Source organism: Chitinibacter sp. S2-10, from assembly GCF_046530675.1.
Taxonomy (GTDB): Bacteria; Pseudomonadota; Gammaproteobacteria; order Burkholderiales; family Chitinibacteraceae; genus Chitinibacter.
Genome location: NZ_CP172558.1, coordinates 2739045 through 2763830 on the forward strand (window position 1 = coordinate 2739045; position 24786 = coordinate 2763830).

Consider the following 24786-nt stretch of genomic DNA (forward strand, 5'->3'; position numbering starts at 1 on the left):
CGAGCTATCCATGACTGCACCCCAACTCATTTTATCCGCCAGTAATTTGTGCAAAAGTTATCAGAGCGGCAAAGTCAGCACGCCCGTTTTGCATGAGGTGCAATTTTCGCTCGCACGCGGCGAAATGGTCGCGCTGGTCGGCGCATCCGGTTCGGGAAAATCAACCTTGCTGCATTGCCTAGGCACACTGGATCAGCCGAGCAGTGGCGAAGTCACGCTGATGGGTAAAAATCCATTCGCGCTCAGCGAAAATGAGCGTGGACAGTTGCGCAATCGTCATCTGGGCTTCGTATATCAGTTTCATCATTTACTGCCAGAATTCACCGCAGCCGAAAATGTGGCGATGCCACTGCTGATTCGTCGCATGGGTAAAGCGGCGGCATTGGCTCAGGCCGAACAAATGCTCGAACGGGTCGGTCTGGGGCATAGAGCATTGCATAAACCGGGCGAATTATCCGGCGGCGAGCGCCAACGCGCTGCGATTGCCCGGGCGCTGGTCACCCAGCCTGATTGTGTGCTGGCTGATGAGCCGACCGGCAATCTGGATCACGCTAATGCGATTGCGGTATTTGAGCTAATGATCGAACTGGCGCGCGATCTGGGTACCGGATTTGTTGTTGTCACGCACGACGCCAGTCTGGCAGAGCGCTGCCAGCGGGTGATGCATATGGTCGACGGGCAATTGCTACCCTAAAGGGTATATCGCTGCAGGTCATGAAAATATTAGTCTGCAGCAATATACCCTTTAGCGATTCTGCCGCATCGCTTCATAAAGACAAATCGCACTGGCGTGGCCGACATTCAGTGACTCAATGCCGGCTTGCATTGGTATCAGAATTTTGATTTGCGCCAGTGCGGCCATTTCAGGCGAAATACCCTGCCCTTCCGACCCCATCACAAAAGCCAGATCGCCGCGCAAATCACAGTCATATAGATCCCGTGCATTGCTATCCAGTAAAGTCGCGGCAATTTTGCCGCGAAACTGGCGCGCCAGTTGTGGCAGATCGGCGTTTTCAATGCAAGGCAAAACCATTTGTGCGCCCATGCCGGCGCGCAGTACTTTGGGCGACCAGATATCGGAGCAGGCACTGGACAACCAGACTTGCTGAACTCCCGCAGCATAAGCTGTGCGCAAGATCGCGCCGACATTGCCAGGATCTTGCACGCCGTCAAGCAGTAAACAAAATCCGCTTTGCTGCGCACTGGGGACATCGGGAACTTTGACCAGAGCCAGAATTCCGCTGGCACTGGGCATGTCGCTGATCGATTCAAATAAGGCATCACTCAGTTGCCAACGTTTGCACTGTTGCAACTCAAGTCGCTGCAATAACCGGGTAATCTCGATTTTGAATTGCCCCGCAACGCTGACCAGCACCGTGTCGACTGCATGTCCGGCATCGAGCCAGGCGGCGAGCAAATGAACGCCATCGAGCAGCATCAGGCCAGTTTTGGCGCGCTCGCGTCTCGATTGTGCCAGCTTGTGCGCCAGCTTGTAGTGCGCGTTTTGATTTGAAGTAATGAGTTCCATAGTCATCAGGCCGCGGTAGATCGGCGTGCATTATGCGCCAAAGCGCGGCTGACCATGGTGCTGATTTGCTTGAAATATTGGTACTGATGCTCGCTCACCTGATCTTGCGGCCCCGGATCGGCATACAACAAGCCCACCGGCTTGTCGGCAACAAAAATCGACATGGAGCAAAAACTCTTTGCATCCAGTTGCGACTTAAATTCAATAGGGAGTATGGGCTGATACTGCTGATAATTCGTCGTGTTCAGCCATATACTGCTCTGTTTTTGCAATAGGCGGGTGAATAGGTGCATCTCGTCAAGCGATAACACCAACTGCCGCAGACCTTCCATACCCTGCCCTTGCACATAGCGAAAACGCAAAGCATTTTCCCCGGCCATAAACAGCGCAAAAACAATGCGCTGCATTCCCAGGCCATCAGCCATCGCACGAATGGCCAGCGACATCACCTGATTGGTCGGCGCGCCTTGAACACCGGCCTGATGCAAGGCTTTCATCCGTTCGAGCAAAAGATCTTTTTCAATTTTGACTGGCTTATATGTGTGAGATGGTTCTTCGACAGGAAGTGGCGCTGGCTTGATTGCTTCCTGACTAAGCTGCTGAGCAGGTGCTTGGCGTTTCACGACGGATACTGGCCATTCACCTGGCTGCATCACCAGCCAACGCGCGGCACTGAAGAAGCTTGTTTTTCCAGTCATTTCTCGTGTTTGTGCCAGCAAAATCCGAACGACAGTCTGCCAGATATCGCCGTTTTCTTTACCTAACAGCAGCGCAATCGTTTGCAGATTCGTCTGCACTTGCGGCAACCACCAGCCTTTTTCAAGGCAATCCATTACCGAAAATAGGGCTTTCTGCAGCGCGTACCGCGGCGTTGGTTCGGGCATGGGTCCCAGCAACTCGACAATGGCGGTGGGAAATTGCCATGCGGTTAGCAAGGACACCAGATCAGTCTCACTGACAGAAGGCGTGATCAGTGGCAATATATTTTTCAATGCCCGCAGCAAGCCGGCAATCTGCACGGCATCGACTTTGCTGTCATAACGCTGGATTGCAAAGTCTTTGCTGATCCGTCGCATTACACGCGCATTGAATACCCAACGCAGCAAAGACGCATATTCTTGCTGTTGCTCAGGCAACATCAGACTTTCTACCGTTGTATGGCGCGCAAAGCGATGCAAAAATGGTTCTACGCCCAGTAGCAAAATCGCACTTTCAACTGCAGAAATATCAGCAGCCAGTGGCGTCCTGGCGCGATGATTGACGATGCGCAGTACTTGCGCAGTAAACAGCGGGTCTTGCAAGACAACATCAGCAATTTCACTCGGCTTAATCCGATTCATCCGCTTGAGCATCGCAATGATGAGATTGCGGGACGACTGTAAAATCGGTAAAGGTTGACTCAACTCGTGCTGTTGCTGATGGGTTATATCCGCCATATCAGTAACGTCCCATTTTTCCAGTCATGAAGTGGCAGAATTTCGTCCGGCTCTCGTTCGGTGATGTCAAAACTATTACTGATCAGATAAGTGCCGGGGCGCATCTCTTGACTGGCCTTGTGCCATAGTTCACTCATCGCAGCCGGAGATAAGTAAGCGTAAATATAATCATATGCGGCAAAATTCAGGCTGTGATAATCGCCTCTCAACCAGTTAATTTGCCGGGCTAAAGTCATCCGCCCCCATAGCCAGGGAAACCATGCCAATTCAATGCCCGACAATTGCAAATCCGGACGTTCTTGCTGCAGATAACGCAGGACTGTTCCAGTGCCGGCACCGATATCCAGCACTTTGGCCTGAAAGGGTAATTTTTCACGCAGCATAAGCAATGTTTCACGCTCAGTGAGAAACAAAGGGACGCGAGACTTGGCAATAGCGCCAAAGATCATCCAGCTCACTAGAAAAGCGGCCAGATAGATATAACTCGGTAACGCCAGCTGTTGGGCAAAAACGATCAGCGGTAAAAACACCAGATGTATACCAAGCCACCACGATTCGGCATGAAAAAATCGAGCCAAGGTCGCTGACACACTAACTGCAAGCAACAAACAGAGCCATGAGGGAAAATTAATGATTTGCAGCAGCACAAAAGCCATCATTGCGATGGCTTGAATAAGCAAGAAGCGCAGCCACGGTTTGGCCTTCAATGACATAGGCTGTATTTACTGATTCGGAGCCGAGGCTGCTGTATCCGCCGGGGCTGGAATGTCTTGTCCAGCCTGATCACGAATATCTTTTTCTGCATCTTTATTAAGCACAATGATGCTGATTCGGCGATTTATCGGGTTATAGATATTCTCTTTATCCAGCGGAATGACATCGCCAAAACCATTGACGCGCAGTACTTTGTTAGACTCAATGCCGCCAAGCACCAGCTCACGCCGCGATGCATTGGCCCGCTCGGATGATAGCTCCCAATTGGTAAAACCCGCCGCACCACCAGCAAATTTACTACTATCGGTGTGACCCGATAGGGAGACCGCATTGGGTACTTCGTTTAATAACTCGGCAATTTCCTGCAAAATCCCGCGAGCAAAATCTTCCAGTTCCGAGCTGCCTGATTTGAACATTGGACGATTCTGTTCGTCGACAATTTGAATCCGCAACCCTTCGGAGACCATATCAAGCTTGAGCTGGTTCTTATATTTTGCCAAGGCAGAATTCTGTTTGATCTTGTTATCCATCAGTGCTTCGAATTTTTGTTTCAGCTCTGAGAGACGCTTTTTATCCTTGGCAATTTCCGAAATGGTAGGTGGCGCACCTTTTTGCACCTGCCCCTGCTCTTTGGTCAGGTCTGTACCGCCGCCTTGAATGATGGACTCCGACTCCGCGGCCCCCTGCCCCCCCGTACTAGCAACTTGCAAGGGATTGGAAAAATAATCGGCAATCCCTTTTAGATTACCTTTTGAGACAGAACCTAAAATCCACATCAGCAAGAAAAACGCCATCATTGCCGTCACAAAATCGGCATATGCAATTTTCCAAGCCCCGCCATGATGGCCATGACCACCTTTTTTGATGCGTTTTACAACTATCGGACGTTGGGAGTCATCACTCATGGCGCAATCCGCTCACTTTGGTAGGCAAGTATCACTTGCCTTTGGCATTTTTAACGTATTCTTCCAATTCGAGGAAGCTAGGCCGTTCGGTTGAGAACAGGGCTTTCCGGCCAAATTCAATCGCGACTTGTGGTGCATAACCATTCAGGCTAGCCAGCAGAGTGACTTTGATTGTGACAAAAACCTGGTGCGTTTCTGCATTTTTAATTTCCAGCCCTTGCGCAAGAGGGCCAAAGAAACCATACGCTAACCAGATCCCCATAAAAGTACCTACCAATGCAGCACCAATCAATTTACCTAATTCACCAGGTGGCAAATGCAAGGAACCCATGGTATGTACAACCCCCATAACGGCGGCAACAATACCAAATGCAGGTAAACCATCAGCCAGTTTTGCTAGCGCGGTGGCCGGGCCTTCGGCCTCATGATGATGGGTGTCAATTTCAACATCCATCAAATTTTCAATTTCAAAGGCGTTCAAATTACCGCCCACCATTAGCCGCAAATAATCACAGATAAATTCTGTCACATGGTGGTCGCCTGAAATTTTGGCATATTTATTAAAAATCGGGCTGTTTTCAGGCTCTTCAACATCGCCCTCAATTGACATCAAACCTTCCTTACGAACTTTGGCCAGAATTTCGAAAAGGCAGGCAAATAGATCCAGATAAAAGGGCTTGTTATAAGGGGAGTTTTTGAACACCAGAGGTAGAGCCTTCATGACGCTCTTTAATCCCTTACCACCTTGGGCGGCAATCATCCCGCCTAATGCACCACCAAAAATAATGACCACTTCTGAGGGCTGCCACAACACGCCCAAATGACCACCATGCGCTGCATATGCCCCAAGGATACAGGCACACATAAAAACATAGCCGATAATGACGAACATTAATCCGCGCCCTATTTGATTATCAATGAATACATTATTGTTTAGAAACTAGCGATTCATCTTAATGACAGAGAAATCGTTCAACAAGCGAAATCAACTCAAAAGAGTGAAGTTTGCATTAAAGCAGCACGTACAGGTGCAAATGATCGACGATGGCACTCAGTGGCTCCCAGCGCTTTCAATTGAGCAAGATGCAGAGCGGTTCCATAGCCTTTATGTTTTGCAAAACCGTATCCTGGATATTTTTGCTCCAATTCATCGGCCTCACTATCTTTTGCAACCTTCGCCAGTACGGATGCTGCCGAAATTTGCAGAACGGTGGCGTCGCCTTTAATAATCGCACGAGCCGGGAGCGCAATGTCAGGAATTCGATTCCCGTCGACCAACACCTCCGTTGGCGTCAGAGCCAAGTTACCAACTGCCCGCTTCATTGCCAGCATAGTCGCTTGCAGAATATTTAGCTCATCAATTTCTGCAACTGACGCGCGGGCGACAGACCAACTTAATGCCTGCTCTTTTATGATCACGGCCAATTTGTCGCGTTGAGCTGCACTAAGTTTTTTAGAGTCAGTCAGGCCGGGACATTGCCATCCGGAGGGCAAAATAACCGCCGCAGCAAAAACCGACCCAGCCAGAGGTCCGCGGCCGGCTTCATCAACACCACAAATTAGCATGGCGAATTCTTCACCAACAACAATTCAATCGCAGCAGCAGCACGCTCTGCTGCAGAACATCGCATTGCCATATGCAACTCTGTAAATTTTTCAGTAATGCGAGCGCGTAACTCTTGATCATTGAGATAATTACTCACGGCCAGAGTCAAATTATCGCAACTTGCATCCTGCTGTAAAAACTCAGGAACCAGATATTGCTTGCTGATGATATTGGGCAAACTGACATAAGGTAATAAATATTGGCGTTTTATGATTTTATAAGTGAAATCGGCCACGCGATATGCAACCACAGTCGCACGTTTTGCCAACATCGCTTCAAGTGCAGCAGTTCCTGATGCTAGCAGAACAACATCTGCAGCCATCATGGCCTCATGGGAATGTCCAAACATCAATCGCCAGTTCAAATTTTGAGCATTCTGTCGCCAGATCTCTTGCTCAAACATCAAGCGGGTTTCACGCGTCACAAAAGGAACCAGCAACATCAGCTGTGGAAATTGCTCGGCCAGCTTGACCACGGTCTGAACAAATAACGGAGCCAATGCCTCTACTTCTCGCTGTCGGCTACCCGGCAAAATAGCAAGAACCTGAGCCTTTGGGGTAATACTCAAAACGTCGCGAACATTGCCTACATTCACAGTAAGTGGCATTTGATCTGCCAAAGGATGGCCTACATAAGTAGAAGGAACTCCTTCTTTGTCATAAATTGCTTTTTCAAACGGCAACAATAGCAAAATATGATCAATGGCCGCTTTGATTTTCTTGATCCGCCCTGGTCGCCAAGCCCAGATCGATGGACTAACATAATGAACAGTAGGAATACCTAAACTCTTAATTCGCTTGGCCAAACCCAAATTAAAATCTGGAGCGTCAATTCCGATAAACAAATCTGGCCGACTATCGCGGCAACTCTTGATTAATCGCTTTCGCAAACCCAATAACTTAGGCAGATGCAACAGCACTTCGACAATGCCGCCAACAGCCAGCGTCTCCATTGCCTCAATTGTTTCGGCTCCAGCCGAGCACATCTTAGGCCCAGCTACGCCAATAAAGTGCGCATTTGGAAATCTCAGCTTCAGCTCTGCAATTAATGCTGCACCGAGTAAATCACCAGATGCTTCACCAGCTACAATCGCAATCTTTGGCCAGGCATCCTGGCGAAAATTAAATTCAGACATTACCAATTAGCGGATAATCCCGCGAGTAGAACATGCAAAAAATCGAACAAAGGCTTGCAAAGCATTATTTTCTTTGGCCAGACTTTCAATTTGAGTCACGGCTTCGTCATAAGAAATACCGGAACGATACAACAAACGATAAGCAGCTTTCACTGATTTGATATCCAAATCAGTGAACCCTCTGCGTTTCATTCCTTCGCTATTAAAACCACGTGCAATGGCGCGGTTACCTTCACACATCACAAAAGGTGGCAAATCCTGGACAAGGATGGATCCCCCTCCGGCCATTGCATGTTCGCCAATGCTGCAGAATTGATGAACAGCTGTTAATCCACCTAAGATTGCGTAATCTCCGATCGTGACATGGCCTGCCAAAGTTGCGCTATTGGCCAATATCACGTTGTTTCCAACCACACAGTCATGGGCGATATGGGCATAGGCCATAATCCAATTATTATCACCCATTAGGGTGACACCACGATCCTGCGCTGTTCCCGTAGAAACCGTCACATTCTGGAAAAACGTATTTCTGTTGCCAATGACCAAGCGAGTCGGTTCGTCGGCATATTTTTTATCCTGAGGATCGCAGCCAATTGCAGTGTATGAATAAAAGCGATTATGGCATCCAACCGTAGTATGCCCAGAAAAAACGCAATGCGAATCAATAATTGATCCTGCACCAACAACAACATGAGGACCTATTATCGAAAAAGCACCAATTGTGACATCATCGGCAATTTGAGCCGCAGGATCCACAAGCGCACTTGGATGAATTTTCGCCATTTTCTCTCTTATACCTCGCGCTGAGCGCACATCAAATCAGCTTCACAAGCCAGTTCATCGCCAACATAGGCTTTAGCCGAATATTTCCAAATCCCCCGTTTTGACGCTGTAATCTCTGCGGTTAAAATTAATTGATCGCCAGGTATTACCTGTCGTTTGAAGCGCGCATTATCAATCCCAGCATAAAATAAAATTGTATTTGGAGCCGGTGGCGGAGTAATGCTTTTAAAAGTCAAAACTCCGGCAGCCTGAGCCAAAGCTTCAAGAATCAATACACCTGGCATCACAGGGTAAGAAGGAAAATGCCCCTGGAAAAATGGCTCGTTCATTGTGACATTTTTAATAGCCTTAACGGACTTTCCTGGCTCTAGCTCAATCACGCGATCAACCAACAAGAATGGATACCGATGCGGTAAATGTTTCATTATTTCAACAATATCAAGTTGCATCACACTTTCTCTCCCGATTCCGGTCTTTGAATATTTAAATATTTTTCAATGCCTTTAATTTTTTTCGCAAGCTCATCCAGTTTCTTAAAGCTCACCATATTTCTTAACCAGTTTGCATGAGGAACCACAGGAAGCGTTGATGCATACACTCCTGATTGAGAAATGGCTGATGGCACAGTACTCCCACCCAGAATAGTTACTCCATCTGCAATCTTGATATGCCCTGCAATCAAAACACCACCGCCGATAAGGCAATTCGCTCCAATTTCAGCTGAGCCTGCGATTCCGCAACATGCGGCAATCGCAGTATTGCGCCCTAATTTTACATTGTGTGCAATATGAATCAGATTATCCAAACGGACACCCGATTCGATCAAAGTATCATCAAGCGTGCCGCGATCAATAGTGACATTAGCTCCGATTTCCACATCATCACCGATAACAACCCGACCGACCTGTGGAATTCGTTCCCAATGATCCTCTACCCATGCGTTTCCAAAACCATCGGAGCCTATTACTGAACCGGCGTGAATTATGCACTTTTCTCCAATGATGCTGCTCTCATAAATCACAACCCTCGGCATGACAATCGTACCTTGACCGATTATTGTATTTCTACCAATAAACGAACCCGCTTTGATCTGAACATTCGCCGAAATCTGGACATTGTCCTCAATCACGACATTTGCGCCTACCTCCACGTCTGACGCCAATGTCGCGGTAGCTGAGATCAAAGCACTAGGATGAATTGTGGATAAAGAAACAGGTAGTGGATTAAAATAACCCGCTATTTTGGCAAATGCCAAGGAGGGATTTGCTGCGAGCAAATATGATCGGTCATCAGGCAGCCCATCAGCGGATTTTGCAATGATCGCTTTTGCCTGACTTGACAACAAATCCGGCATGAATTTCCGGTTTGAGAAGAAGCAAATTTTCTGATTAGTAGCAGACTGCAACGACGCAACGCCGTCGATCAAAACATTGTTGCCAATCAATTCAAGCGAAAATTTTTCAGCCAGATCAGACAAATAAACTCCATCATTCAGGCTCATTTATCCACCAATTGTTTTAAAACTTTATCCGTAATATCAAGTCTTGGGTTTTTGTAAACGGCATCTTGCAAAACTGCATCCAGTTTTTCTTGCTCAGCAATGTTACGGATTGCCGCATTCACGCGTTCTTGCAATCCAGACAACTCTTCATTACGTCGAGAGTTTAAATCTTCATTGATTTCACGCTGCATGCGTTGAAAATCCTGATTCAATTTCAATAGCTCGCGTTCTTTTATTCTGCGCTCGCTTTCAGATAACGTCCCCTTATCTAAAAGTTGCTGCAAAGATCGGCCTTGCACCGAGACTTTTTGCAATTCCAATCGACGTGGCTCGAATTCTTTCTCCAGCTTCTTTGACGCTCGAATTGCAGGCCCCGCTTCCCTCAAGATTCTTTGAGTATCGACAAAACCAATCCGTGAATCTGCAAAAGCAGGGATCGAACTGATTAGACTCAAGACCGCACAAAATATGATTTTTGCGAACGACATAATCATTCACCCCTTTAGATTTAGAAAACCTGCCCAAGCTGGAACTGGAAGCTTTCAGTTTTGTCACCAGCCTGATCGTTAAATGGCATAGCCCAAATCAACTTTAATGGACCAACAGGGGACAACCACACAAACCCCAAACCGGCAGAATATCTCAAGCCCGAAATATCAAAATTTTCGTCTTTGCCCCATGCATTACCCGCATCGATAAAAGCACTCAGTCGCATTGATTTATCATCTTTCATTCCAGGCACTGGAATATATAATTCAAGATTATTAATAAATCGACTCACACCACCAGTTGCATCACCATTTTCATCCCGGGGACCCAATGAACCAGACTCATAACCACGAATCGAGTTTACACCGCCAGCGTAGTAATTTTTGTAAAATGGCAAGTCATCGCCACCATACCCGCCGCCATAGCCCAGCTCGACATTCCAAGCAAAAGTAATCGGTGATTTTTCATTAAACGAGTAAAAAATTTGGCTTTGAGCTGTGGTCTTATAATAATTGATATCAGAAGGTGGAACGGCCACTTCTGCTGTTAATTTTCGATACCAGCCCGTTGTTGGAAATGTCGCAGAATCTCTATCATCTGCAGCCCAATTTGCTGTTAAGGAATAAGTATCAGATGTATCACCATAACGTTCGATGTGTTCAGTGACGTAATCGGGTGACAATTGGTTTTTAATTAATTTAAGATTTTCATAATTCAAACCCAAACCAATATTATTATAATCACTGGTTGGCATGCCAAAATTTAAAGTTAGGCCTTTCGACTCTGTCGAATAATCCCCCAGATCCAGTTCACTTGGATCGGTAGTTCTCAGATAGAGGCTCCAACCAAAAGAAACACCGTCAGATGTGGCATATGGATTTCTCATTGAAATCGCATATACCTCGGAAGATGAGCTTGTATTTACTTCTGCCGAGAATTTTTTGCCCGTTCCAAGAAAATTCGACTGAGATACAGAAGCCTGGAAAATCATCCCTTCTGATTGACCATAACCGGCACCAAAATTCAGATTACCTGTTTTTTGTTCAACCACAGAAACATTCATATCTACCTGATCTATGGCATCCGGAACAATTGGAGTATCTACATTGACTTCGGAAAAATAGCCTGTTTGTTGTAGGCGCTCTTTCGAACGTTTTATTTTGGATAAATCATACTCAGCCGACTCTAGCTGCCGTAATTCACGCCGAATAACCTCGTCCCGGGTAAGATTATTGCCATAAATATTAATGCGACGAACACTGGTTTTTTTACCAGGATCAACCATAAAATTGATTGCAACTGTTTTATTGTCCTCATCGATCTCTGGCAATGGATTGATATTGGCAAATGCGTAGCCTTTTTCTCCCAACAAAGTTGAAATTGCAGCAGAAGTTTTATTTATTTCCTCTTTGGAATAAACATCCCCCGCCTGAATTGTCGCAAGACCTAGTAAAGATTCTTTATACTCAGGCAAGTTGCTGGCTACATTAACACTTGAAACCTTGTACTGATTCCCTTCACGGATATTAACAGTCAAATAAACACCGCTTTTATCTTCCGACAAGGCAACACCAGTCGATTCAACCGTGAATTTGAGATAACCATTATCCAGATATAATGACTTGATGACTTCCAGGTCTGCAGCAAACTTTTGTTTGGAGTATTGATCTGTTTTGGTATACCAACTCATCCAGTTACTGGTTGTTAATGACATTGCACCTAACAAATCATCATCGCTATAAACTGTATTGCCAACAAAATTAATACTCTTGATTTGAGCTACATCGCCTTCAGCAATATCAATCTGGATACCGACGCGATTGCGTTCAAGTTTTGTAACGGTGGCCTTGATCTCAACTGAATACCGACCACGGGCGTAATATTGCTGTTTTAATTCATTAATTGCACTATCGAGCACTTCCTGCTGAAAAATCTGGCTTTCCGCTAGGTTTTGCCCCTTGAAAGCCGACTTGATTTGATCTTTTTCAATCAATTTTGCGCCATTGATATTAATTTGTGACACCGTAGGACGCTCATCCACAGTCACAACGATCACATCATTTTCGGCTTCAATACGAACATCATCAAAAAAGCCAGTTGCAAATAAATTGCGGATAGCCTGACTGGCTTTCGCCTCATCAAATGGCTCACCCACCTTCACACCCAAATAATTGAATACCGTCCCTGCATCGGTTCTTTGCAAACCTTCAACGCGAATATCGCGGACAGTGAATGAATCAAAAGCCAAAGCATTCATGCTCAGACTTGCAAGTGCTGCACTTAACAGCAGGTACATAGGCTTAAATTTCATTTTTTTCGGCTGTGAAAGTAAAAGAGATTAACCCAGCAGACGGCTTGTATCATTGAACAATGCTAGCGCCATCAGCATGAGCAGAAGAATAATACCTAGTTTTTGCAACCACTCAGTCAAGAAGAGAGACGGCTCTCTGCCTGTGAGCAATTCGTAGCTATGATACAGCAAATGACCGCCATCCAAAATTGGAATGGGCAAGAGATTGAGCACACCCAGACTGATGCTGATCAGTGCCAAAAATTGCAAATAGGCAATTACCCCCATTGCAGCACTTTGGCCAGCATACTGAGCAATCCCTATCGGTCCACTCACCTGTCTGGGGGATAATATGCCACCGATCATTTTTCCAAACATACTTAATGTCATCAATGACATTTGGTAAGTTTTATCCAGACCATGCCCAAATGCATCCAAAGGCTCAAGTTTAACTTGAATCACTTGCTGCTGATTACGCACGATATCGCTCTGTGGCGCCATACCTAAACGGGGAAGTACAACACCATCTACCGATTCTAAGCGAGGTTTGGCGACAATCGTCAGCAACTCATTTTGCCGTTTGACGGTAATTACAAGCGCGCTTTTGCCGTACTCCATAACAAGCTGCTGCACCGTCGACCAATCTTTAACCGGATGCTGGTTAATCGCGACAATTTCATCGTTAACCTGCAGCCCGGCAGCCAATCCGGCACCTTCTGGCTGCAAATAGGCAATAGAGCGCAGACTGGCAAAGGGCGACAAACCCAGTCTGTCCAGCAGATGCTGGTCATACTGCTCAGCCGATAATTTTCCGATCGGCAGATTCACTTGCTTGTTCAGCCCTTCCTGGTTTTTAAGCTTAAGCACGACCTGCTTGTTACCAGCTACATCAAACATCATCAACTGAAACTGATCCCAACTCTCAATCTTTTGATTATTGAGCGCCACAATACGATCGCCAGCCTGAATCCCCGCAAGCTGCGCCAAACTACCTGGTTGAACCGTCAGGACTTGTGGCTTCAAGGACTGAACACCCAGCATGTAACACAGGCTAAAAGCCAAAATGGCAAACAACAGATTAGCCACGGGACCTGCTACGACCACGGCCATTTTTTTCAGCGGATGCTGACGGTTAAATGCTCGCGTTTGTGATTCTGACGCGACAGCTGCCTCGCGTTCATCCATCATTCGCACAAAGCCGCCCAGCGGGATCATCGCAATTTGCCAGCGTGTTTCACCACGTTGCCACTGATAAATTGGCTTGCCAAAACCAATCGAAAACGTTAATACCCCTACCCCGCATTTCCTTGCAACCCAATAATGTCCGAACTCATGGACAAATACCAGCAGGGCAATTGCAAACAAAAATGCCAAAAAGGTTAGCATGAAACTTTAAAGCTCCAATCCTTAGCCAGTCGCTGTGCACTTAAACGCGTACATTGATCTGCGTATAGCAATTCTTCCAAGGAGGATGACGCAAGATCTGCATGCGCAGACAAGCTAGCTTCAATCAATTCGGGGATCTGGGTAAACCGGATTTTTCCGGCCAAAAAATATTCAACTGCAACTTCATTAGCCGCGTTCAATACCGCAGGGGCGGCTCCGCCATGCCGGATCGCCGAATAGGCCAGACCCAAACAGGGAAACCGTTGCAAATCTGGCGCTTCAAAATCAAGCCGGGCAATGGCAAACAAATCCAGCGGTTTAACGCCTGCAGCAATTCGCTCGGGATAGGCCAAACCATAGGCAATCGGTGTTCGCATATCGGGAGAACCCAGCTGCGCAATGACCGAACCATCCCGATATTGCACCATTGAATGAATGACACTTTGTGGATGAACAACCACTTCAATCTGATCGACTGGCGCATTAAATAGCCAGTGCGCTTCGATCACTTCCAGTCCTTTATTCATCAGACTGGCAGAATCGACCGAAATTTTGCGTCCCATTGACCAATTCGGATGCTTGATTGCCTCCGCGGGCGTAATGTCCGCCAACTCAGCCAGCGAACGAGTACGAAATGGCCCACCCGATGCGGTAAGCAGCAGTTTTTCGATCCCTGCCTGCGCCAGACTGCTTTGGTAAGGGTGCTGACGAAAATCCACCGGCAAGGATTGGTAAATCGCATTGTGTTCGCTATCAATCGGCAGCAACTCGGCGCCAGATTGAATCACCGCATCCATAAACAATTTGCCAGCCAAAACCAGTGTTTCTTTATTGGCCAGTAGTACACGCTTGCCCGCCTTGGCCGCAGCCAGAGTTGCCGGCATACCGGCCGCGCCGACAATAGCCGCCATGACCGTGTCAATTTCTGCTGCAGTTGCAATTTCGATCAATGCATCAGCGCCGACCAGCACCTCAGCCTGCACCTTGCGCGCTTTAAGTTGTTCTCGCAGCTCAAGCGCATTAGCTTCTTGCAACACAACTACATAGCGGGGCGCAAACTGTTCGGCAATTTCGACCAATTTAGTGATTTGTGTGGCACCAGATACGGCGAAAACTTCATAGCGATCAGGATGACGGGCAATCACATCCAGCGTGCTTTGGCCGATACTGCCAGTCGCCCCCAGAATGCTGATGACACGTTTTGCTTGCGGCATATTGTTTGTCTAACCCCGGGAATTCTTAGAGTAATTGCATCAGATAAATTGCTGCGCTGACTGGCAAAATTGCCAACAGGCTGTCAATCCGGTCAAGCACACCACCATGACCTGGCAGCAAATTGCTGCTGTCTTTCATACCAGCCTGACGCTTAAATAGAGATTCAAGCAAATCGCCCATCACGCTGACAGCGGTAAGAATCAGCGCAATCAGCAACCACAAAACAGCTTGTGCGGCAGGTATGGCAAATGCGCTATCAGCAAACAAGATAAAGGGTTTAGGCAATAGCAGCACATAAATGCTCACGGCCAGTATACCGCCGTAAACCCCTTCCCAGCTTTTCCCGGGACTTATACCCGGGGCTAGTTTATTTTTACCAAACGCTTTACCGGTAAAATAGGCAAACGTGTCAGCAATCCAGGCAACCATCATAATTGCCAGCAAAGTCAGTCCGTTTGGACGCAAAATCACCATCGCCAAAGCTGCCGGTAGCAAAATCGCCAAACCCAGCAAAGCATTAAGATTGCCGGCCTGAGCCAAAGTCCACTTGCAACGCAGCCAGAGCGGAACGGCCAGTAGCCAGAATAGGGCTGCTGCAAAAATCAGACCTGCGCGAAACTCAAACGGCAAGTAATACCACAGGGCAAAAAAAGACACAGGAACAAGTATGGGATAAAGCCTGGCGACAACCCCGCTCATTCCGGCCAGACGTTGCCATTCCCAGCCGGCAAAACCCAATAAAACGGCACAGAATCCAATCCAGAGCGGTTCGGAGAGGAAAAATACCGCGCCGATAACAAGCGGCAATAAAACACAAGCCGTGAGAATGCGGGTTTTTAACATTTATTCGCTCAATTGCTCGCTAATGCGGCCAAAACGTCTTTCCCGTTGCTGATACCAAGCGATGGATTCAACGAGTTGTTCGCGCCCAAATTCTGGCCAGGCCAGATCGGTAAAATACAACTCGGTATAAGCTAGCTGCCAGAGCAGAAAGTTGCTGATTCGCTGCTCGCCGCCAGTGCGGATAAACAAGTCAGGATTGGGCGCGTACGCCATCGAAAGAAAGGGCGCAATATCCTCTTCACCAAAGCCATCGAGCAATTCGGGTTGGGCTTTGAGCATGGCTTTTGTTGCCTGCAAGACATCCCAATGACCGCCATAATCGGCAGCAATCGTCAGACACAAACCGGTATTGGCGGCAGTCAAATTTTCCGCTTGTTCAATCATTCGAACCAGTTCGGGAGAAAAACGCTCACGATTGCCGATGATTTTCAAGCGAATATTATTCCTGACCATACGCTCAATTTCAGTATCCAACACCTGCAAAAACAAGCCCATCAGAAATGTGACTTCATCAGCGGGCCGACGCCAGTTTTCGCTGGAAAACGCAAAAACAGTCAGATAGCCAATATTAAATTCATCGCAAGCTCGAATCACATCGCGCAGTGCATCTACGCCTTTTTTATGGCCATAAACGCGCGGCATCATCCGTTTTTTTGCCCAACGCCCATTGCCATCCATGATGATGGCAATGTGTTGCGGAATTTTGCCCTGCACGATATCGACTATCTGCTCGCTGGCACGACTAAACAAAGCCACGTTGTTCGCCTTTTGAACCTGTTTCTCGAACCGAACTTTATACGGTCATCAATTCTTTTTCTTTCTCGGCCAGTTGGCGATCCAGATCGGCGATGTATTTATCAGTCAGTTTTTGTACTTCATCCTGACCACGGCGCTCTTCGTCTTCTGAAATTTCCTTGTCTTTCAGTGCACGTTTGAGCTGCTCGTTCGCGTCGCGACGCACATTACGCACAGCAACGCGCGCATCTTCGGTTTCACCGCGTACGACTTTGATCAAATCTTTCCGGCGCTCTTCAGTCAGCATCGGCATTGGAACGCGAATCAACTCACCTTGCGTGGCAGGATTCAGGCCCAAATCACAGTCACGAATCGCTTTTTCTACTTTGCCAACCATGTTTTTTTCATAAGGTTGAGCACCGATCGTACGTGAATCGATCAAGGTGATATTTGCCACTTGATTGACTGGCACCATGCTGCCGTAATACTCAACTTGAACGTGATCAAGCAGACCCGTATGGGCACGACCAGTCCGAATTTTGGTCAGATCTGTTTTCAGCTTCTCGGCCGTCTTGGCCATTTTATCTTCGGTTGATTTTTTGATATCAGCGATCATGTTTGGATAACCCCTACAACGCTTGTGCAACAGTACTACCCGTCACCGGGCGAGTCACAATAAAAAAACAGGCGGGATTATACCCGCCCGCCGAGATGAGTTCGACCCATCTTGAGTTTGATACAATTTCAGCAGTGTACCAGCGTACCCTCATCTTCCCCAAGCACTACGCGCTTTAAAGCGCCCTGCTTGAAAATACTCAGCACACAAATATTCATTTTCTGGTCGCGACACAGCGCAAATGCAGTCGCGTCCATCACTTTCAAATTGCGACCAATCGCTTCATCAAAAGTCACGGTCTGATAACGCACAGCATCCGGATTTTTCTTCGGATCATCGGTATAAACGCCATCGACTTTGGTCGCTTTCAACACGATATCCGCCCCCACCTCCATACCGCGCAAAGCAGCCGCCGTATCGGTCGTAAAGAACGGGTTGCCGGTACCGGCGCCAAAAATCACGACTTTACCTTCTTCAAGGTAACGGATTGCCTTGCCACGAATATAAGGTTCAGCCACTTGCTGGATAGTCAGTGCCGATTGCACACGCGATACAATGCCCGCATGCTTCATGGCATCCTGCAGCGCCAACGCATTCATCACGGTCGCCAACATGCCCATATAATCAGCTGTTGCGCGATCCATACCGGATGCAGCCGGAGCCACACCGCGGAAAATATTACCGCCGCCGATCACGATGGCCACCTGGACCCCCAGATCAACGACGTCTTTAATTTCTTGTACGATTCGGTCGATAGTGGCGCGATTGATGCCGTAGCTATCATCCCCCATCAATGCTTCGCCGGAGAGTTTTAATAAAATTCGTTTGTATTTTGTAGGCAGGCTCATACATTGTTCCTTATTAAGTTTACTCGGGCGTGGTCGTGACCGTGGTCGTAAAAACGCCGCGCGTTAAGGCGCGGCGTTTACAATCAAACTGCGCGACGTTCAATCACTCTAATACTAGACTTAGAGTTGAGCTGCTGCAGCGACTTCAGCGGCGTAATCAACCACTTTTTTCTCAATGCCTTCACCAACGGTGAACATTGTGAATGCAGTAATCGTTGCACCTTTGGCTTTCACCAGTTGCTCGATGGTTTGTTTGCCATCTTCAGCTTTAATGAAGACTTGGTTCAGCAAAGTGACATCTTTCAGGAACTTGGCAACTGTACCTTCAGCGATTTTTTCCAGCATTGCTTCTGGTTTGTTATCTGCCTTAGCGCGTTCGATTGCAACGCGGCGCTCAGTTTCGATCAACTCTGCATCCACACCAGACGCATCCAATGCTTTTGGCTTGCTTGCAGCAATGTGCATCGCCAGATCACGACCCAGTTGCTCGTCGCCACCGGTCACGTCAACCATAACGCCGATTTTCGCGCCGTGCAGGTAAGCAGCCAATTGGCCAGCAGACTCGTAACGAACGAAACGACGCAAAGTCATGTTCTCGCCCAATTTAGCGATGATGGCATTGCGAGCTTCTTCAACAGTTTCGCCAGAATCAAGCTTCACTTCACCCAGAGCAGCAACATCAGCAGGGTTTGCAGTTGCAACCGCTTTCGCACACGCTTTGGCAAATGCAGCAAAGTTTTCGTCTTTACCTACAAAGTCAGTTTCGCAGTTCACTTCGATGATTGCGCCTACTTTCTTGTCATCAGAAATGTAAGCAACAACAGTACCTTCAGCAGCAGTACGGCCAGCCATTTTCGAAGCTTTATTGCCTGATTTAATACGCAATACTTCTTCAGCTTTTTTGATATCGCCATCGGCTTCAACGAGCGCTTTTTTGCACTCCATCATGCCAAGACCAGTCAGTTCGCGCAGTTCGGCGACCATTTTTGCAGTAATTGCAGCCATGAATTTCTCCTGAAATATCGGACTTCAGTTTATTGGATATTTGTTACGAAAAAGGGGCGAAACGCCCCTTTTTGAATGATTTCGCGTAAAGCCTGAATTACTCGGCAGCAGCTTCGCTAACTGCAGCAACCAGCGCTTGAGTCGCTTGGTTACGACCTTCCAGAATCGCGTCAGCTACAGCGCGAGCGTACAAACGGATCGCACGGGCAGAGTCATCGTTACCTGGAATGATGTAATCGATACCTTCTGGGTTGTTGTTAGTATCAACAACACCAATTACAGGGATACCAAGCTTTTTAGCTTCAACGATCGTACCAGCTTGGTAACCAGTGTCGATAACGAAAATCGCATCTGGCAAGCCGCCCATCTCGTTGATGCCGCCCAATGAACGCTCGAGTTTTTCAACTGCGCGTTTCATGTCCAGCAACTCTTTCTTGCCGTAGCCAGTGCCTTCAGCATTTTCCAGAACGGCTTTCATGTCGTTCATGCGTTTGATCGACTGCTTAACTGTTTTGTAGTTAGTCAGCATACCGCCCAACCAGCGGTGGTCAACGAATGGAGAATTTGCGCGAGCAGCTTCTTCAGCGATGATTTCACGAGCAGCGCGTTTAGTACCTACGAACAATACGTTGCCTTTGTTTGCAGACAATTGACGCACGAATTTCAGTGCATCTTCAAACATTGGCAGTGTTTTTTCGAGGTTGATAATGTGAATCTTGTTGCGAGCGCCGAAAATGTATTTGCCCATTTTCGGGTTCCAGTAACGGGTTTGGTGGCCGAAGTGTACGCCGGCTTCCAGCATATCGCGCATGCTAACAGACATTGATTTCTCCAAAGTCTCAGGGGTTAAGGTCTTCCGCCCGTAGGAACTTAACAACGAATTAAGCACCCTTGAGTTACGGACGGGAAAATTACTGCGCAACCATTGCACAGCTAGCCGGCGATTATAACCGGCAATGAGGTAAAAGTTCAAGCCGGACGGCTTCTTATTTACAAGCCAATGCAGCGCAAAGGCTAGCAATTTTTTGTTCGCAGTCCGCCAGCAACGCGGCATCACCCAGATTCTGCGCAATCGCCAGTCGCAAGCGATAATCGTCCAGCAGCCAATCCGGACGCGCCAATTCACGATCAAGCACTAAAGCACTGTCGATATTGGGCAAGGCCGCCTCAGCCTGCTGCTGCATCAACAGCGCCTGAGCTTGAAGCCGGTATGCGTGAGCGCGCTCGGCCTTTTCTTCAGCAGGTGCTCCATTGAGAACCGCAGCCGAAACGCGCAGCACTTGTTCCCAATCCTTCTCCGCTACGGCGATTTGTGCCGCGAGATTACTTTGCGACCATTGCAAGCGACACGGCTGAGCGCATAATTGCTCGGACAAGGCCAAATGCTGGCGCGCGAGCTGAGGTTCGGTTAAATACAATTGCGCCAACTGCAAACTGGCTTGCGAGCGATGCTCGGTGGCAAACAAGTTTTGTTCTGGCATGACGCGCAAAGTTTGCTTGGCCGCTTCAAATTCACCCAGTTTATACTGGCTCTGCGCCAACCCTAATCGCGCCATTCCCTGCCCGCCCCAGTCATCCAGAGCCTGATAGCGCAGCAGCGCATCCTGCCAAAGCAAAGCAGCATCAGCGGCATATCCGGCACGTATTGCCTTCAACGCCTTTTCATGACTAAGTTGCACAGCCATACGCAGGGAGGGTATTTCCGGCTTTGGTGCCGAGGAACAGGCCGTCAAACCCACTGCCAGCAGCGTGAGCATTAAATATTTATTCATTAGCGACTCTCCGCAACAGGGGCCGTCAATGGCGCTCGCTCGAAACTACTGCTCAGCGGCCAGATTTGCTGAATCGCCTCGACGGTCTGATCGGTGCGGCGCACCAGTTCATCGCCATGCCTTACCAAGGACGGCAATTGCGGCGCGGCCTGCTCGACCGAACGCCGCAACACGCGCATCGTCGCACTGGCATCCTCAGTAATGGCCTGTACATTGTGTACGCTGGACGCTGCACCGCTCAAAATCGGCGGCATTTGTTTCGCGAACTCGCTGGCAATCCCATCAGCACGAACCAGTAATTGATCGGCGCTGCGCAAAGTGCTTTTCATTTCCTGATTCATCAAGCGATCACTGCTTTCGAGTAATTGATTCAGTTTTTCTCGCGTTTCACGCACCTCAGCGGTCAAGAGCTGAACATTGGTCAAGGTCTGGCGAATATCGCCCTTCGGGTCGTTCACATAATCGAGCGTTTGCTGAACCGATTCAAAAATCGGTACCGTGCGATTGCGCAAATCAAGCGCGATATCAGCCAAACCCAGAGCTGGCGCAAACGGCAATACGCCGCCCACTTTCATCATCGGCGCCTTGGCCGAGCCGCCCGAAATTTCGATAAAATGATCGCCGATCAGGCCATCCTGCTGCAGGATGGCCAGCGCATCATTTTTCACCCACTTCATATAGCGGTTTTCAATCAGCAAAGCGACGTCGACCTTGGCCTGATCATTCAGCGAAACTTCATCGACGACGCCGATGCGAAATCCAGACAAACGCACCTGCATTCCCGGTGCCAGCCCCGCTCCGCTTTCGGCGACAAAATGCAAACGCGCCTTGGGATTGAAATAACCCTGCCTTTCAGCGAGTACGGCCAGCAGAACAATGACCGCCAAAGCAATCACACTGGCAAAAACGCCCACCCGCCAGCCAAGCAGCTGAAAACGCGGGTCGATATCTTTCAGAAAATGATGTTGTTTCATAATCAGGCAATTTCAGTCTGGATTTCGGTCAATATTTCCACAGGGGTATACCCCGCAGGCGCTTCACCAGAAACGATTAAAAATAAATACTCTATACCCGTATACGAATCAAACAATTGCGCCAATAAAGTATTGCGCTCGCGTGATTTAGCCAGCCAGTCCAGCCATTCATGCTCCAGCACCAGAAACCTGGGCTGTTGCAACAAGGCGCGCAATAGAGCAACCAACCGCCGGTTGCCTGTATCGAGTTGCGCTGGCAACAGGGACAAATGATGCGTCACCTGTTCATGATCAATAGCAAAAGCCGCCAGAAAATCTTGCAAGCGTCGATCAAGCTCAGCCAAGCTGGCACCCGAATGGTACCAGCTGGGCAAAACCAAATTTTCCCAAACGCGCAAATTGCTGATCAACACCGGCTTGGCTGCCAGAATTCCCAGTGCGCCCTGCGCCTGCGAATGAATCCGTCTGGCCAGCTCGCTGATCAGCAACTGACTCTGATCTTCATCCTCGAGCACAAAAGCATAGCGCCCCGGTATCAACAAAGGATCAGGTTTAAATTGCCAGTGAGCAGGAAGATTCTGTTTATCCATCATTGACTCGTTGAAATTCGCCACGCCATTACACAAAAGCCCAGCACAAATCGAGTGCAAACAAGGCAAATAAGCCCCGCATCACGGCACGTGAAGCTGCGCGCGGAATCTCGGTCGCACTCAGTTGCACATGCAAACCAGCATGGCAGGCCAGAATGCCACCAGCCAGCCCAAAACTCGCCGCCTTGGCCAGACAGAGCGCCACTTCGCTCACCCGCAATACTCGTTCGATGGCCAGAACCTGATAACTCGCATCCCAGCCAGCGATCATCAGTATTCCTCCCAGCATGGCACCAAAAGCCATGCACGCGGTCAGCAACATTGATGAGCTCATCATGCCGAAAACGCGCGGCAACACCAAATAACTATTGACCGGAATATTCATTCGTCCGAGTTCGCGCACTTCGCCATTGATTCGCATCGAAGCCAACTCAATCGCAATCGCCGAAGCCGAGCGCGCCATAATAATCAGCACCGTCAAGAAAGGTGCCAGCTCGGTAAACGTCAGTGAACCGAGCAAACGCATCGCCGCATCACGGCTTTGCCCATACTGGCCGTGCAATTGCGCCACGACAATCCCGCCCAATGCAAAACCGATCAGAAACATCAACCATGCCGCTTCGTTGGCAGTGAAATAGACCTGCTTTAAATAGACACGGCGTACTGGTGCATGACGAAAGCCCGAAAGTGCCAGCAATGAATGTCCCAGCCAATTTTTCACAGTGTTGATTCCATCCAGAGGTCAGCCACACAAGGCGCGTACGATGCGCCCTATCGTTACGATAGCAACAAACGAATAGAAGACCATCGCAGAAGGCTTTAAACTAGCGCCATTCTAACAGCCCGGCATGGCGGTCAGTGCACTTGCCGGGCTCTGCAGCGATAAAACAACTCAATCCAACAACTGATCTGATAGGAACACAATATGGCGACTCAACACCACCGCTTGCTGATTCTGGGCTCTGGCCCTGCCGGTTACACCGCTGCTGTTTACGCTGCGCGCGCCAATCTGAAACCGGTTTTGATCACCGGCATCGCGCAAGGCGGTCAATTGATGACGACCACTGACGTCGATAACTGGCCAGCCGATGCCGACGGCGTGCAAGGCCCTGAGCTGATGAGCCGCTTTCAGAAACACGCCGAGCGTTTTGGCACTCAAATGATTTTCGATCATATCCACACGACGCATCTGAACGAAAAACCGATCCGTCTGGTCGGCGATTCGGCCGAATACACCTGCGACGCGCTGATTATCGCAACCGGCGCTTCGGCACAATATCTGGGAATTCCATCGGAAGAAGCATTTGCCGGTCGCGGCGTTTCAGCTTGCGCAACGTGCGACGGTTTCTTCTACCGTGGCAAGCCGGTCGCTGTCGTCGGTGGCGGCAATACCGCCGTTGAAGAAGCGCTGTATCTGGCCAATATCGCCAGCCACGTGACGCTGATTCACCGCCGCGACACCTTCCGCTCGGAAAAAATCCTGATCGATCATCTGATGGAAAAAGTGGCCGAGGGCAAAATCACGCTCGAACTGAACCAAACACTCGATGAAGTGCTGGGCGACGCCAGCGGCGTGACCGGCGCGCGTTTGAAACAGTTTGGCGGCGACTCAACGAAAGAATTGACGGTAGACGGCGTTTTCATCGCAATTGGTCACAAACCGAACACCGATATTTTCAAAGGCCAGCTCGAGATGGACGCGACCGGCTATTTAATCACCCAAGGCGGGCGCAACGGTAACGCCACGGCAACCAGCGTGCCGGGCGTATTTGCTGCGGGTGACGTGCAGGATCATATCTATCGTCAGGCAGTCACTTCAGCCGCCAGCGGCTGTCAAGCTGCGCTCGACGCGGATCGTTACCTGGAAACATTGCGCTAAAACCCAAGGTATATTGCTACAAACCAATATATACATAGTCTGCAAGCATATACTCACAAGGCCTATTCATTGAAAAATGGATAGGCTTTTTTATTGCCGCTATCGATCTGCAATGCGCCAACGCACGATCATTACTGACCCCTATCTTTCATCAGTTCTGTTGCAAAGATTCAATAAGCAGCAGAAAAGAATGGGCTGTAACACAAATGACATCCATAATTGCCATGCTTACTGAGCTGTACTCGGGGCTACACTGCCACAAAGATTTACTGGTCTAACCTTTGCAATGAGGAATCACCATGTCTCTGCCGTCTACGTTCAAAACCTCCCGCCAGCGTCGTTCGATTGAAGAAGCCCAGCGCAATATGGAAATTGCGGTGATGAGCACCAATCGCAAGCAATTTGAAGCCAAACGCCAAATTCGCAACGCCCTGGCCGATCTAGCCGAAGAGCGCGCGGAAAAATCGCTCGATTACCTCGAACAAGCCTGAGCAAACCCAGCCCGCAGCAAGCCCTCGATGAGAATCGGGGGTTTT

At 48.6% G+C, this 24786-nt stretch carries 27 protein-coding genes; 3 read left to right on the forward strand and 24 right to left on the reverse strand.

The annotated features are described in order from the left end of the window. Positions 1–10: 10 nt before the first annotated feature. The gene (lolD, locus tag ACG2XO_RS12910; protein ID WP_410498400.1) at positions 11–694 is read left to right on the forward strand and encodes a lipoprotein-releasing ABC transporter ATP-binding protein LolD; all 684 of its coding nucleotides are present in this window, start codon (positions 11–13) and stop codon (positions 692–694) included. Between the two features lie 51 nt (positions 695–745). On the opposite strand, the gene ACG2XO_RS12915 is transcribed toward lolD, so the two are convergent. From ACG2XO_RS12915 to ACG2XO_RS13030, 24 genes are all read right to left on the reverse strand, one after another. Next, a complete protein-coding gene (locus ACG2XO_RS12915) occupies positions 746–1534 on the reverse strand; it encodes a TrmH family RNA methyltransferase (RefSeq protein ID WP_410498401.1) in 789 nt (262 codons plus the stop codon). Continuing rightward, a complete protein-coding gene (locus tag ACG2XO_RS12920) occupies positions 1534–2964 on the reverse strand; it encodes an HDOD domain-containing protein (RefSeq protein WP_410498402.1) in 1431 nt (476 codons plus the stop codon). Before ACG2XO_RS12920 ends, ACG2XO_RS12915 begins: the two co-directional genes overlap by 1 nt. After that, positions 2952–3623 (reverse strand): class I SAM-dependent methyltransferase, encoded by a 672-nt coding sequence (locus tag ACG2XO_RS12925; RefSeq protein ID WP_410498403.1) that lies wholly within the window; start codon positions 3621–3623, stop codon positions 2952–2954. The genes ACG2XO_RS12920 and ACG2XO_RS12925 overlap by 13 nt, the downstream gene beginning before the upstream one ends. A gap of 63 nt (positions 3624–3686) precedes the next feature. Beyond that, positions 3687–4583: a flagellar motor protein MotB gene (motB, locus tag ACG2XO_RS12930; RefSeq protein WP_410498404.1), complete on the reverse strand. Its 897-nt coding sequence runs from the start codon at positions 4581–4583 to the stop codon at positions 3687–3689. Positions 4584–4614: 31 nt separating this feature from the next. After that, positions 4615–5475, reverse strand: a complete 861-nt coding sequence (gene motA / locus ACG2XO_RS12935) for a flagellar motor stator protein MotA (RefSeq protein WP_410498405.1) — start codon at positions 5473–5475, stop codon at positions 4615–4617. Positions 5476–5573: 98 nt separating this feature from the next. After that, positions 5574–6149 (reverse strand): ribonuclease HII, encoded by a 576-nt coding sequence (gene rnhB, locus ACG2XO_RS12940; protein WP_410498406.1) that lies wholly within the window; start codon positions 6147–6149, stop codon positions 5574–5576. Continuing rightward, entirely contained in the window at positions 6143–7324 is a 1182-nt protein-coding gene (gene lpxB, locus ACG2XO_RS12945; protein ID WP_410498407.1) for a lipid-A-disaccharide synthase, read from the reverse strand. Before lpxB ends, rnhB begins: the two co-directional genes overlap by 7 nt. Positions 7325–7330: 6 nt before the next feature. Beyond that, entirely contained in the window at positions 7331–8107 is a 777-nt protein-coding gene (lpxA, locus tag ACG2XO_RS12950) for an acyl-ACP--UDP-N-acetylglucosamine O-acyltransferase (protein ID WP_410498408.1), read from the reverse strand. Positions 8108–8115: 8 nt separating this feature from the next. Continuing rightward, positions 8116–8556 carry a 3-hydroxyacyl-ACP dehydratase FabZ gene (gene fabZ / locus ACG2XO_RS12955; RefSeq protein WP_410500261.1) on the reverse strand — a complete coding sequence of 147 codons (441 nt, stop codon included), beginning with the start codon at positions 8554–8556 and terminating at the stop codon, positions 8116–8118. After that, entirely contained in the window at positions 8556–9608 is a 1053-nt protein-coding gene (gene lpxD / locus ACG2XO_RS12960; protein ID WP_410498409.1) for a UDP-3-O-(3-hydroxymyristoyl)glucosamine N-acyltransferase, read from the reverse strand. The genes fabZ and lpxD overlap by 1 nt, the downstream gene beginning before the upstream one ends. Further along, the gene (locus ACG2XO_RS12965) at positions 9605–10096 is read right to left on the reverse strand and encodes an OmpH family outer membrane protein (protein ID WP_410498410.1); all 492 of its coding nucleotides are present in this window, start codon (positions 10094–10096) and stop codon (positions 9605–9607) included. The genes lpxD and ACG2XO_RS12965 overlap by 4 nt, the downstream gene beginning before the upstream one ends. Positions 10097–10116: 20 nt before the next feature. Next, entirely contained in the window at positions 10117–12408 is a 2292-nt protein-coding gene (bamA, locus tag ACG2XO_RS12970) for an outer membrane protein assembly factor BamA (RefSeq protein WP_410498411.1), read from the reverse strand. A 27-nt stretch (positions 12409–12435) separates the two neighbouring features. After that, on the reverse strand, positions 12436–13773 hold the full coding sequence (gene rseP, locus ACG2XO_RS12975) for an RIP metalloprotease RseP (protein WP_410498412.1): 1338 nt from the start codon (positions 13771–13773) through the stop codon (positions 12436–12438). Continuing rightward, a complete protein-coding gene (ispC, locus tag ACG2XO_RS12980; RefSeq protein ID WP_410498413.1) occupies positions 13767–14987 on the reverse strand; it encodes a 1-deoxy-D-xylulose-5-phosphate reductoisomerase in 1221 nt (406 codons plus the stop codon). Before ispC ends, rseP begins: the two co-directional genes overlap by 7 nt. Before the next feature lie 25 nt (positions 14988–15012). Beyond that, positions 15013–15831 carry a phosphatidate cytidylyltransferase gene (locus ACG2XO_RS12985; protein WP_410498414.1) on the reverse strand — a complete coding sequence of 273 codons (819 nt, stop codon included), beginning with the start codon at positions 15829–15831 and terminating at the stop codon, positions 15013–15015. Further along, on the reverse strand, positions 15832–16581 hold the full coding sequence (gene uppS / locus ACG2XO_RS12990) for a polyprenyl diphosphate synthase (protein ID WP_410500262.1): 750 nt from the start codon (positions 16579–16581) through the stop codon (positions 15832–15834). It lies immediately after the preceding gene. A 43-nt stretch (positions 16582–16624) separates the two neighbouring features. After that, positions 16625–17182, reverse strand: coding sequence for a ribosome recycling factor (gene frr / locus ACG2XO_RS12995; protein WP_410498415.1), 558 nt, complete (start codon positions 17180–17182; stop codon positions 16625–16627). A gap of 128 nt (positions 17183–17310) precedes the next feature. Next, positions 17311–18030, reverse strand: a complete 720-nt coding sequence (gene pyrH, locus ACG2XO_RS13000; protein ID WP_410498416.1) for a UMP kinase — start codon at positions 18028–18030, stop codon at positions 17311–17313. Positions 18031–18150: 120 nt separating this feature from the next. Continuing rightward, complete coding sequence (gene tsf / locus ACG2XO_RS13005; RefSeq protein WP_410498417.1) at positions 18151–19035, reverse strand: translation elongation factor Ts; 885 nt, start codon at positions 19033–19035, stop codon at positions 18151–18153. Between the two features lie 97 nt (positions 19036–19132). Continuing rightward, complete coding sequence (rpsB, locus tag ACG2XO_RS13010; protein WP_410500263.1) at positions 19133–19858, reverse strand: 30S ribosomal protein S2; 726 nt, start codon at positions 19856–19858, stop codon at positions 19133–19135. A 163-nt stretch (positions 19859–20021) separates the two neighbouring features. Beyond that, complete coding sequence (locus ACG2XO_RS13015) at positions 20022–20807, reverse strand: hypothetical protein (protein WP_410498418.1); 786 nt, start codon at positions 20805–20807, stop codon at positions 20022–20024. After that, on the reverse strand, positions 20807–21781 hold the full coding sequence (locus ACG2XO_RS13020) for an MlaD family protein (RefSeq protein WP_410498419.1): 975 nt from the start codon (positions 21779–21781) through the stop codon (positions 20807–20809). The genes ACG2XO_RS13015 and ACG2XO_RS13020 overlap by 1 nt, the downstream gene beginning before the upstream one ends. Before the next feature lie 2 nt (positions 21782–21783). Next, on the reverse strand, positions 21784–22371 hold the full coding sequence (locus ACG2XO_RS13025; RefSeq protein WP_410498420.1) for an ATP-binding cassette domain-containing protein: 588 nt from the start codon (positions 22369–22371) through the stop codon (positions 21784–21786). Positions 22372–22399: 28 nt separating this feature from the next. Continuing rightward, positions 22400–23092 carry an ABC transporter permease gene (locus ACG2XO_RS13030; RefSeq protein WP_410498421.1) on the reverse strand — a complete coding sequence of 231 codons (693 nt, stop codon included), beginning with the start codon at positions 23090–23092 and terminating at the stop codon, positions 22400–22402. A 204-nt stretch (positions 23093–23296) separates the two neighbouring features. Here ACG2XO_RS13030 and trxB point away from each other — a divergent pair, with 204 nt between their 5' ends. Continuing rightward, positions 23297–24250: a thioredoxin-disulfide reductase gene (gene trxB, locus ACG2XO_RS13035; protein WP_410498422.1), complete on the forward strand. Its 954-nt coding sequence runs from the start codon at positions 23297–23299 to the stop codon at positions 24248–24250. A 299-nt stretch (positions 24251–24549) separates the two neighbouring features. Further along, positions 24550–24741 (forward strand): hypothetical protein, encoded by a 192-nt coding sequence (locus ACG2XO_RS13040; protein ID WP_410498423.1) that lies wholly within the window; start codon positions 24550–24552, stop codon positions 24739–24741. Positions 24742–24786 lie beyond the last annotated feature (45 nt).

What these genes read in the sequence shown, in the direction of transcription:
- lolD (WP_410498400.1), top strand. Translation starts at nt 11, where the DNA reads ATGACTGCACCCCAACTCATTTTATCCGCCAGTAATTTGTGCAAAAGT.
- ACG2XO_RS12915 (WP_410498401.1), bottom strand. Translation starts at nt 1,534, where the DNA reads ATGACTATGGAACTCATTACTTCAAATCAAAACGCGCACTACAAGCTG.
- ACG2XO_RS12920 (WP_410498402.1), bottom strand. Translation starts at nt 2,964, where the DNA reads ATGGCGGATATAACCCATCAGCAACAGCACGAGTTGAGTCAACCTTTA.
- ACG2XO_RS12925 (WP_410498403.1), bottom strand. Translation starts at nt 3,623, where the DNA reads ATGATGGCTTTTGTGCTGCTGCAAATCATTAATTTTCCCTCATGGCTC.
- motB (WP_410498404.1), bottom strand. Translation starts at nt 4,583, where the DNA reads ATGAGTGATGACTCCCAACGTCCGATAGTTGTAAAACGCATCAAAAAA.
- motA (WP_410498405.1), bottom strand. Translation starts at nt 5,475, where the DNA reads ATGTTCGTCATTATCGGCTATGTTTTTATGTGTGCCTGTATCCTTGGG.
- rnhB (WP_410498406.1), bottom strand. Translation starts at nt 6,149, where the DNA reads ATGCTAATTTGTGGTGTTGATGAAGCCGGCCGCGGACCTCTGGCTGGG.
- lpxB (WP_410498407.1), bottom strand. Translation starts at nt 7,324, where the DNA reads ATGTCTGAATTTAATTTTCGCCAGGATGCCTGGCCAAAGATTGCGATT.
- lpxA (WP_410498408.1), bottom strand. Translation starts at nt 8,107, where the DNA reads ATGGCGAAAATTCATCCAAGTGCGCTTGTGGATCCTGCGGCTCAAATT.
- fabZ (WP_410500261.1), bottom strand. Translation starts at nt 8,556, where the DNA reads ATGCAACTTGATATTGTTGAAATAATGAAACATTTACCGCATCGGTAT.
- lpxD (WP_410498409.1), bottom strand. Translation starts at nt 9,608, where the DNA reads ATGAGCCTGAATGATGGAGTTTATTTGTCTGATCTGGCTGAAAAATTT.
- ACG2XO_RS12965 (WP_410498410.1), bottom strand. Translation starts at nt 10,096, where the DNA reads ATGTCGTTCGCAAAAATCATATTTTGTGCGGTCTTGAGTCTAATCAGT.
- bamA (WP_410498411.1), bottom strand. Translation starts at nt 12,408, where the DNA reads ATGAAATTTAAGCCTATGTACCTGCTGTTAAGTGCAGCACTTGCAAGT.
- rseP (WP_410498412.1), bottom strand. Translation starts at nt 13,773, where the DNA reads ATGCTAACCTTTTTGGCATTTTTGTTTGCAATTGCCCTGCTGGTATTT.
- ispC (WP_410498413.1), bottom strand. Translation starts at nt 14,987, where the DNA reads ATGCCGCAAGCAAAACGTGTCATCAGCATTCTGGGGGCGACTGGCAGT.
- ACG2XO_RS12985 (WP_410498414.1), bottom strand. Translation starts at nt 15,831, where the DNA reads ATGTTAAAAACCCGCATTCTCACGGCTTGTGTTTTATTGCCGCTTGTT.
- frr (WP_410498415.1), bottom strand. Translation starts at nt 17,182, where the DNA reads ATGATCGCTGATATCAAAAAATCAACCGAAGATAAAATGGCCAAGACG.
- pyrH (WP_410498416.1), bottom strand. Translation starts at nt 18,030, where the DNA reads ATGAGCCTGCCTACAAAATACAAACGAATTTTATTAAAACTCTCCGGC.
- tsf (WP_410498417.1), bottom strand. Translation starts at nt 19,035, where the DNA reads ATGGCTGCAATTACTGCAAAAATGGTCGCCGAACTGCGCGAACTGACT.
- rpsB (WP_410500263.1), bottom strand. Translation starts at nt 19,858, where the DNA reads ATGTCTGTTAGCATGCGCGATATGCTGGAAGCCGGCGTACACTTCGGC.
- ACG2XO_RS13015 (WP_410498418.1), bottom strand. Translation starts at nt 20,807, where the DNA reads ATGAATAAATATTTAATGCTCACGCTGCTGGCAGTGGGTTTGACGGCC.
- ACG2XO_RS13020 (WP_410498419.1), bottom strand. Translation starts at nt 21,781, where the DNA reads ATGAAACAACATCATTTTCTGAAAGATATCGACCCGCGTTTTCAGCTG.
- ACG2XO_RS13025 (WP_410498420.1), bottom strand. Translation starts at nt 22,371, where the DNA reads ATGGATAAACAGAATCTTCCTGCTCACTGGCAATTTAAACCTGATCCT.
- trxB (WP_410498422.1), top strand. Translation starts at nt 23,297, where the DNA reads ATGGCGACTCAACACCACCGCTTGCTGATTCTGGGCTCTGGCCCTGCC.
- ACG2XO_RS13040 (WP_410498423.1), top strand. Translation starts at nt 24,550, where the DNA reads ATGTCTCTGCCGTCTACGTTCAAAACCTCCCGCCAGCGTCGTTCGATT.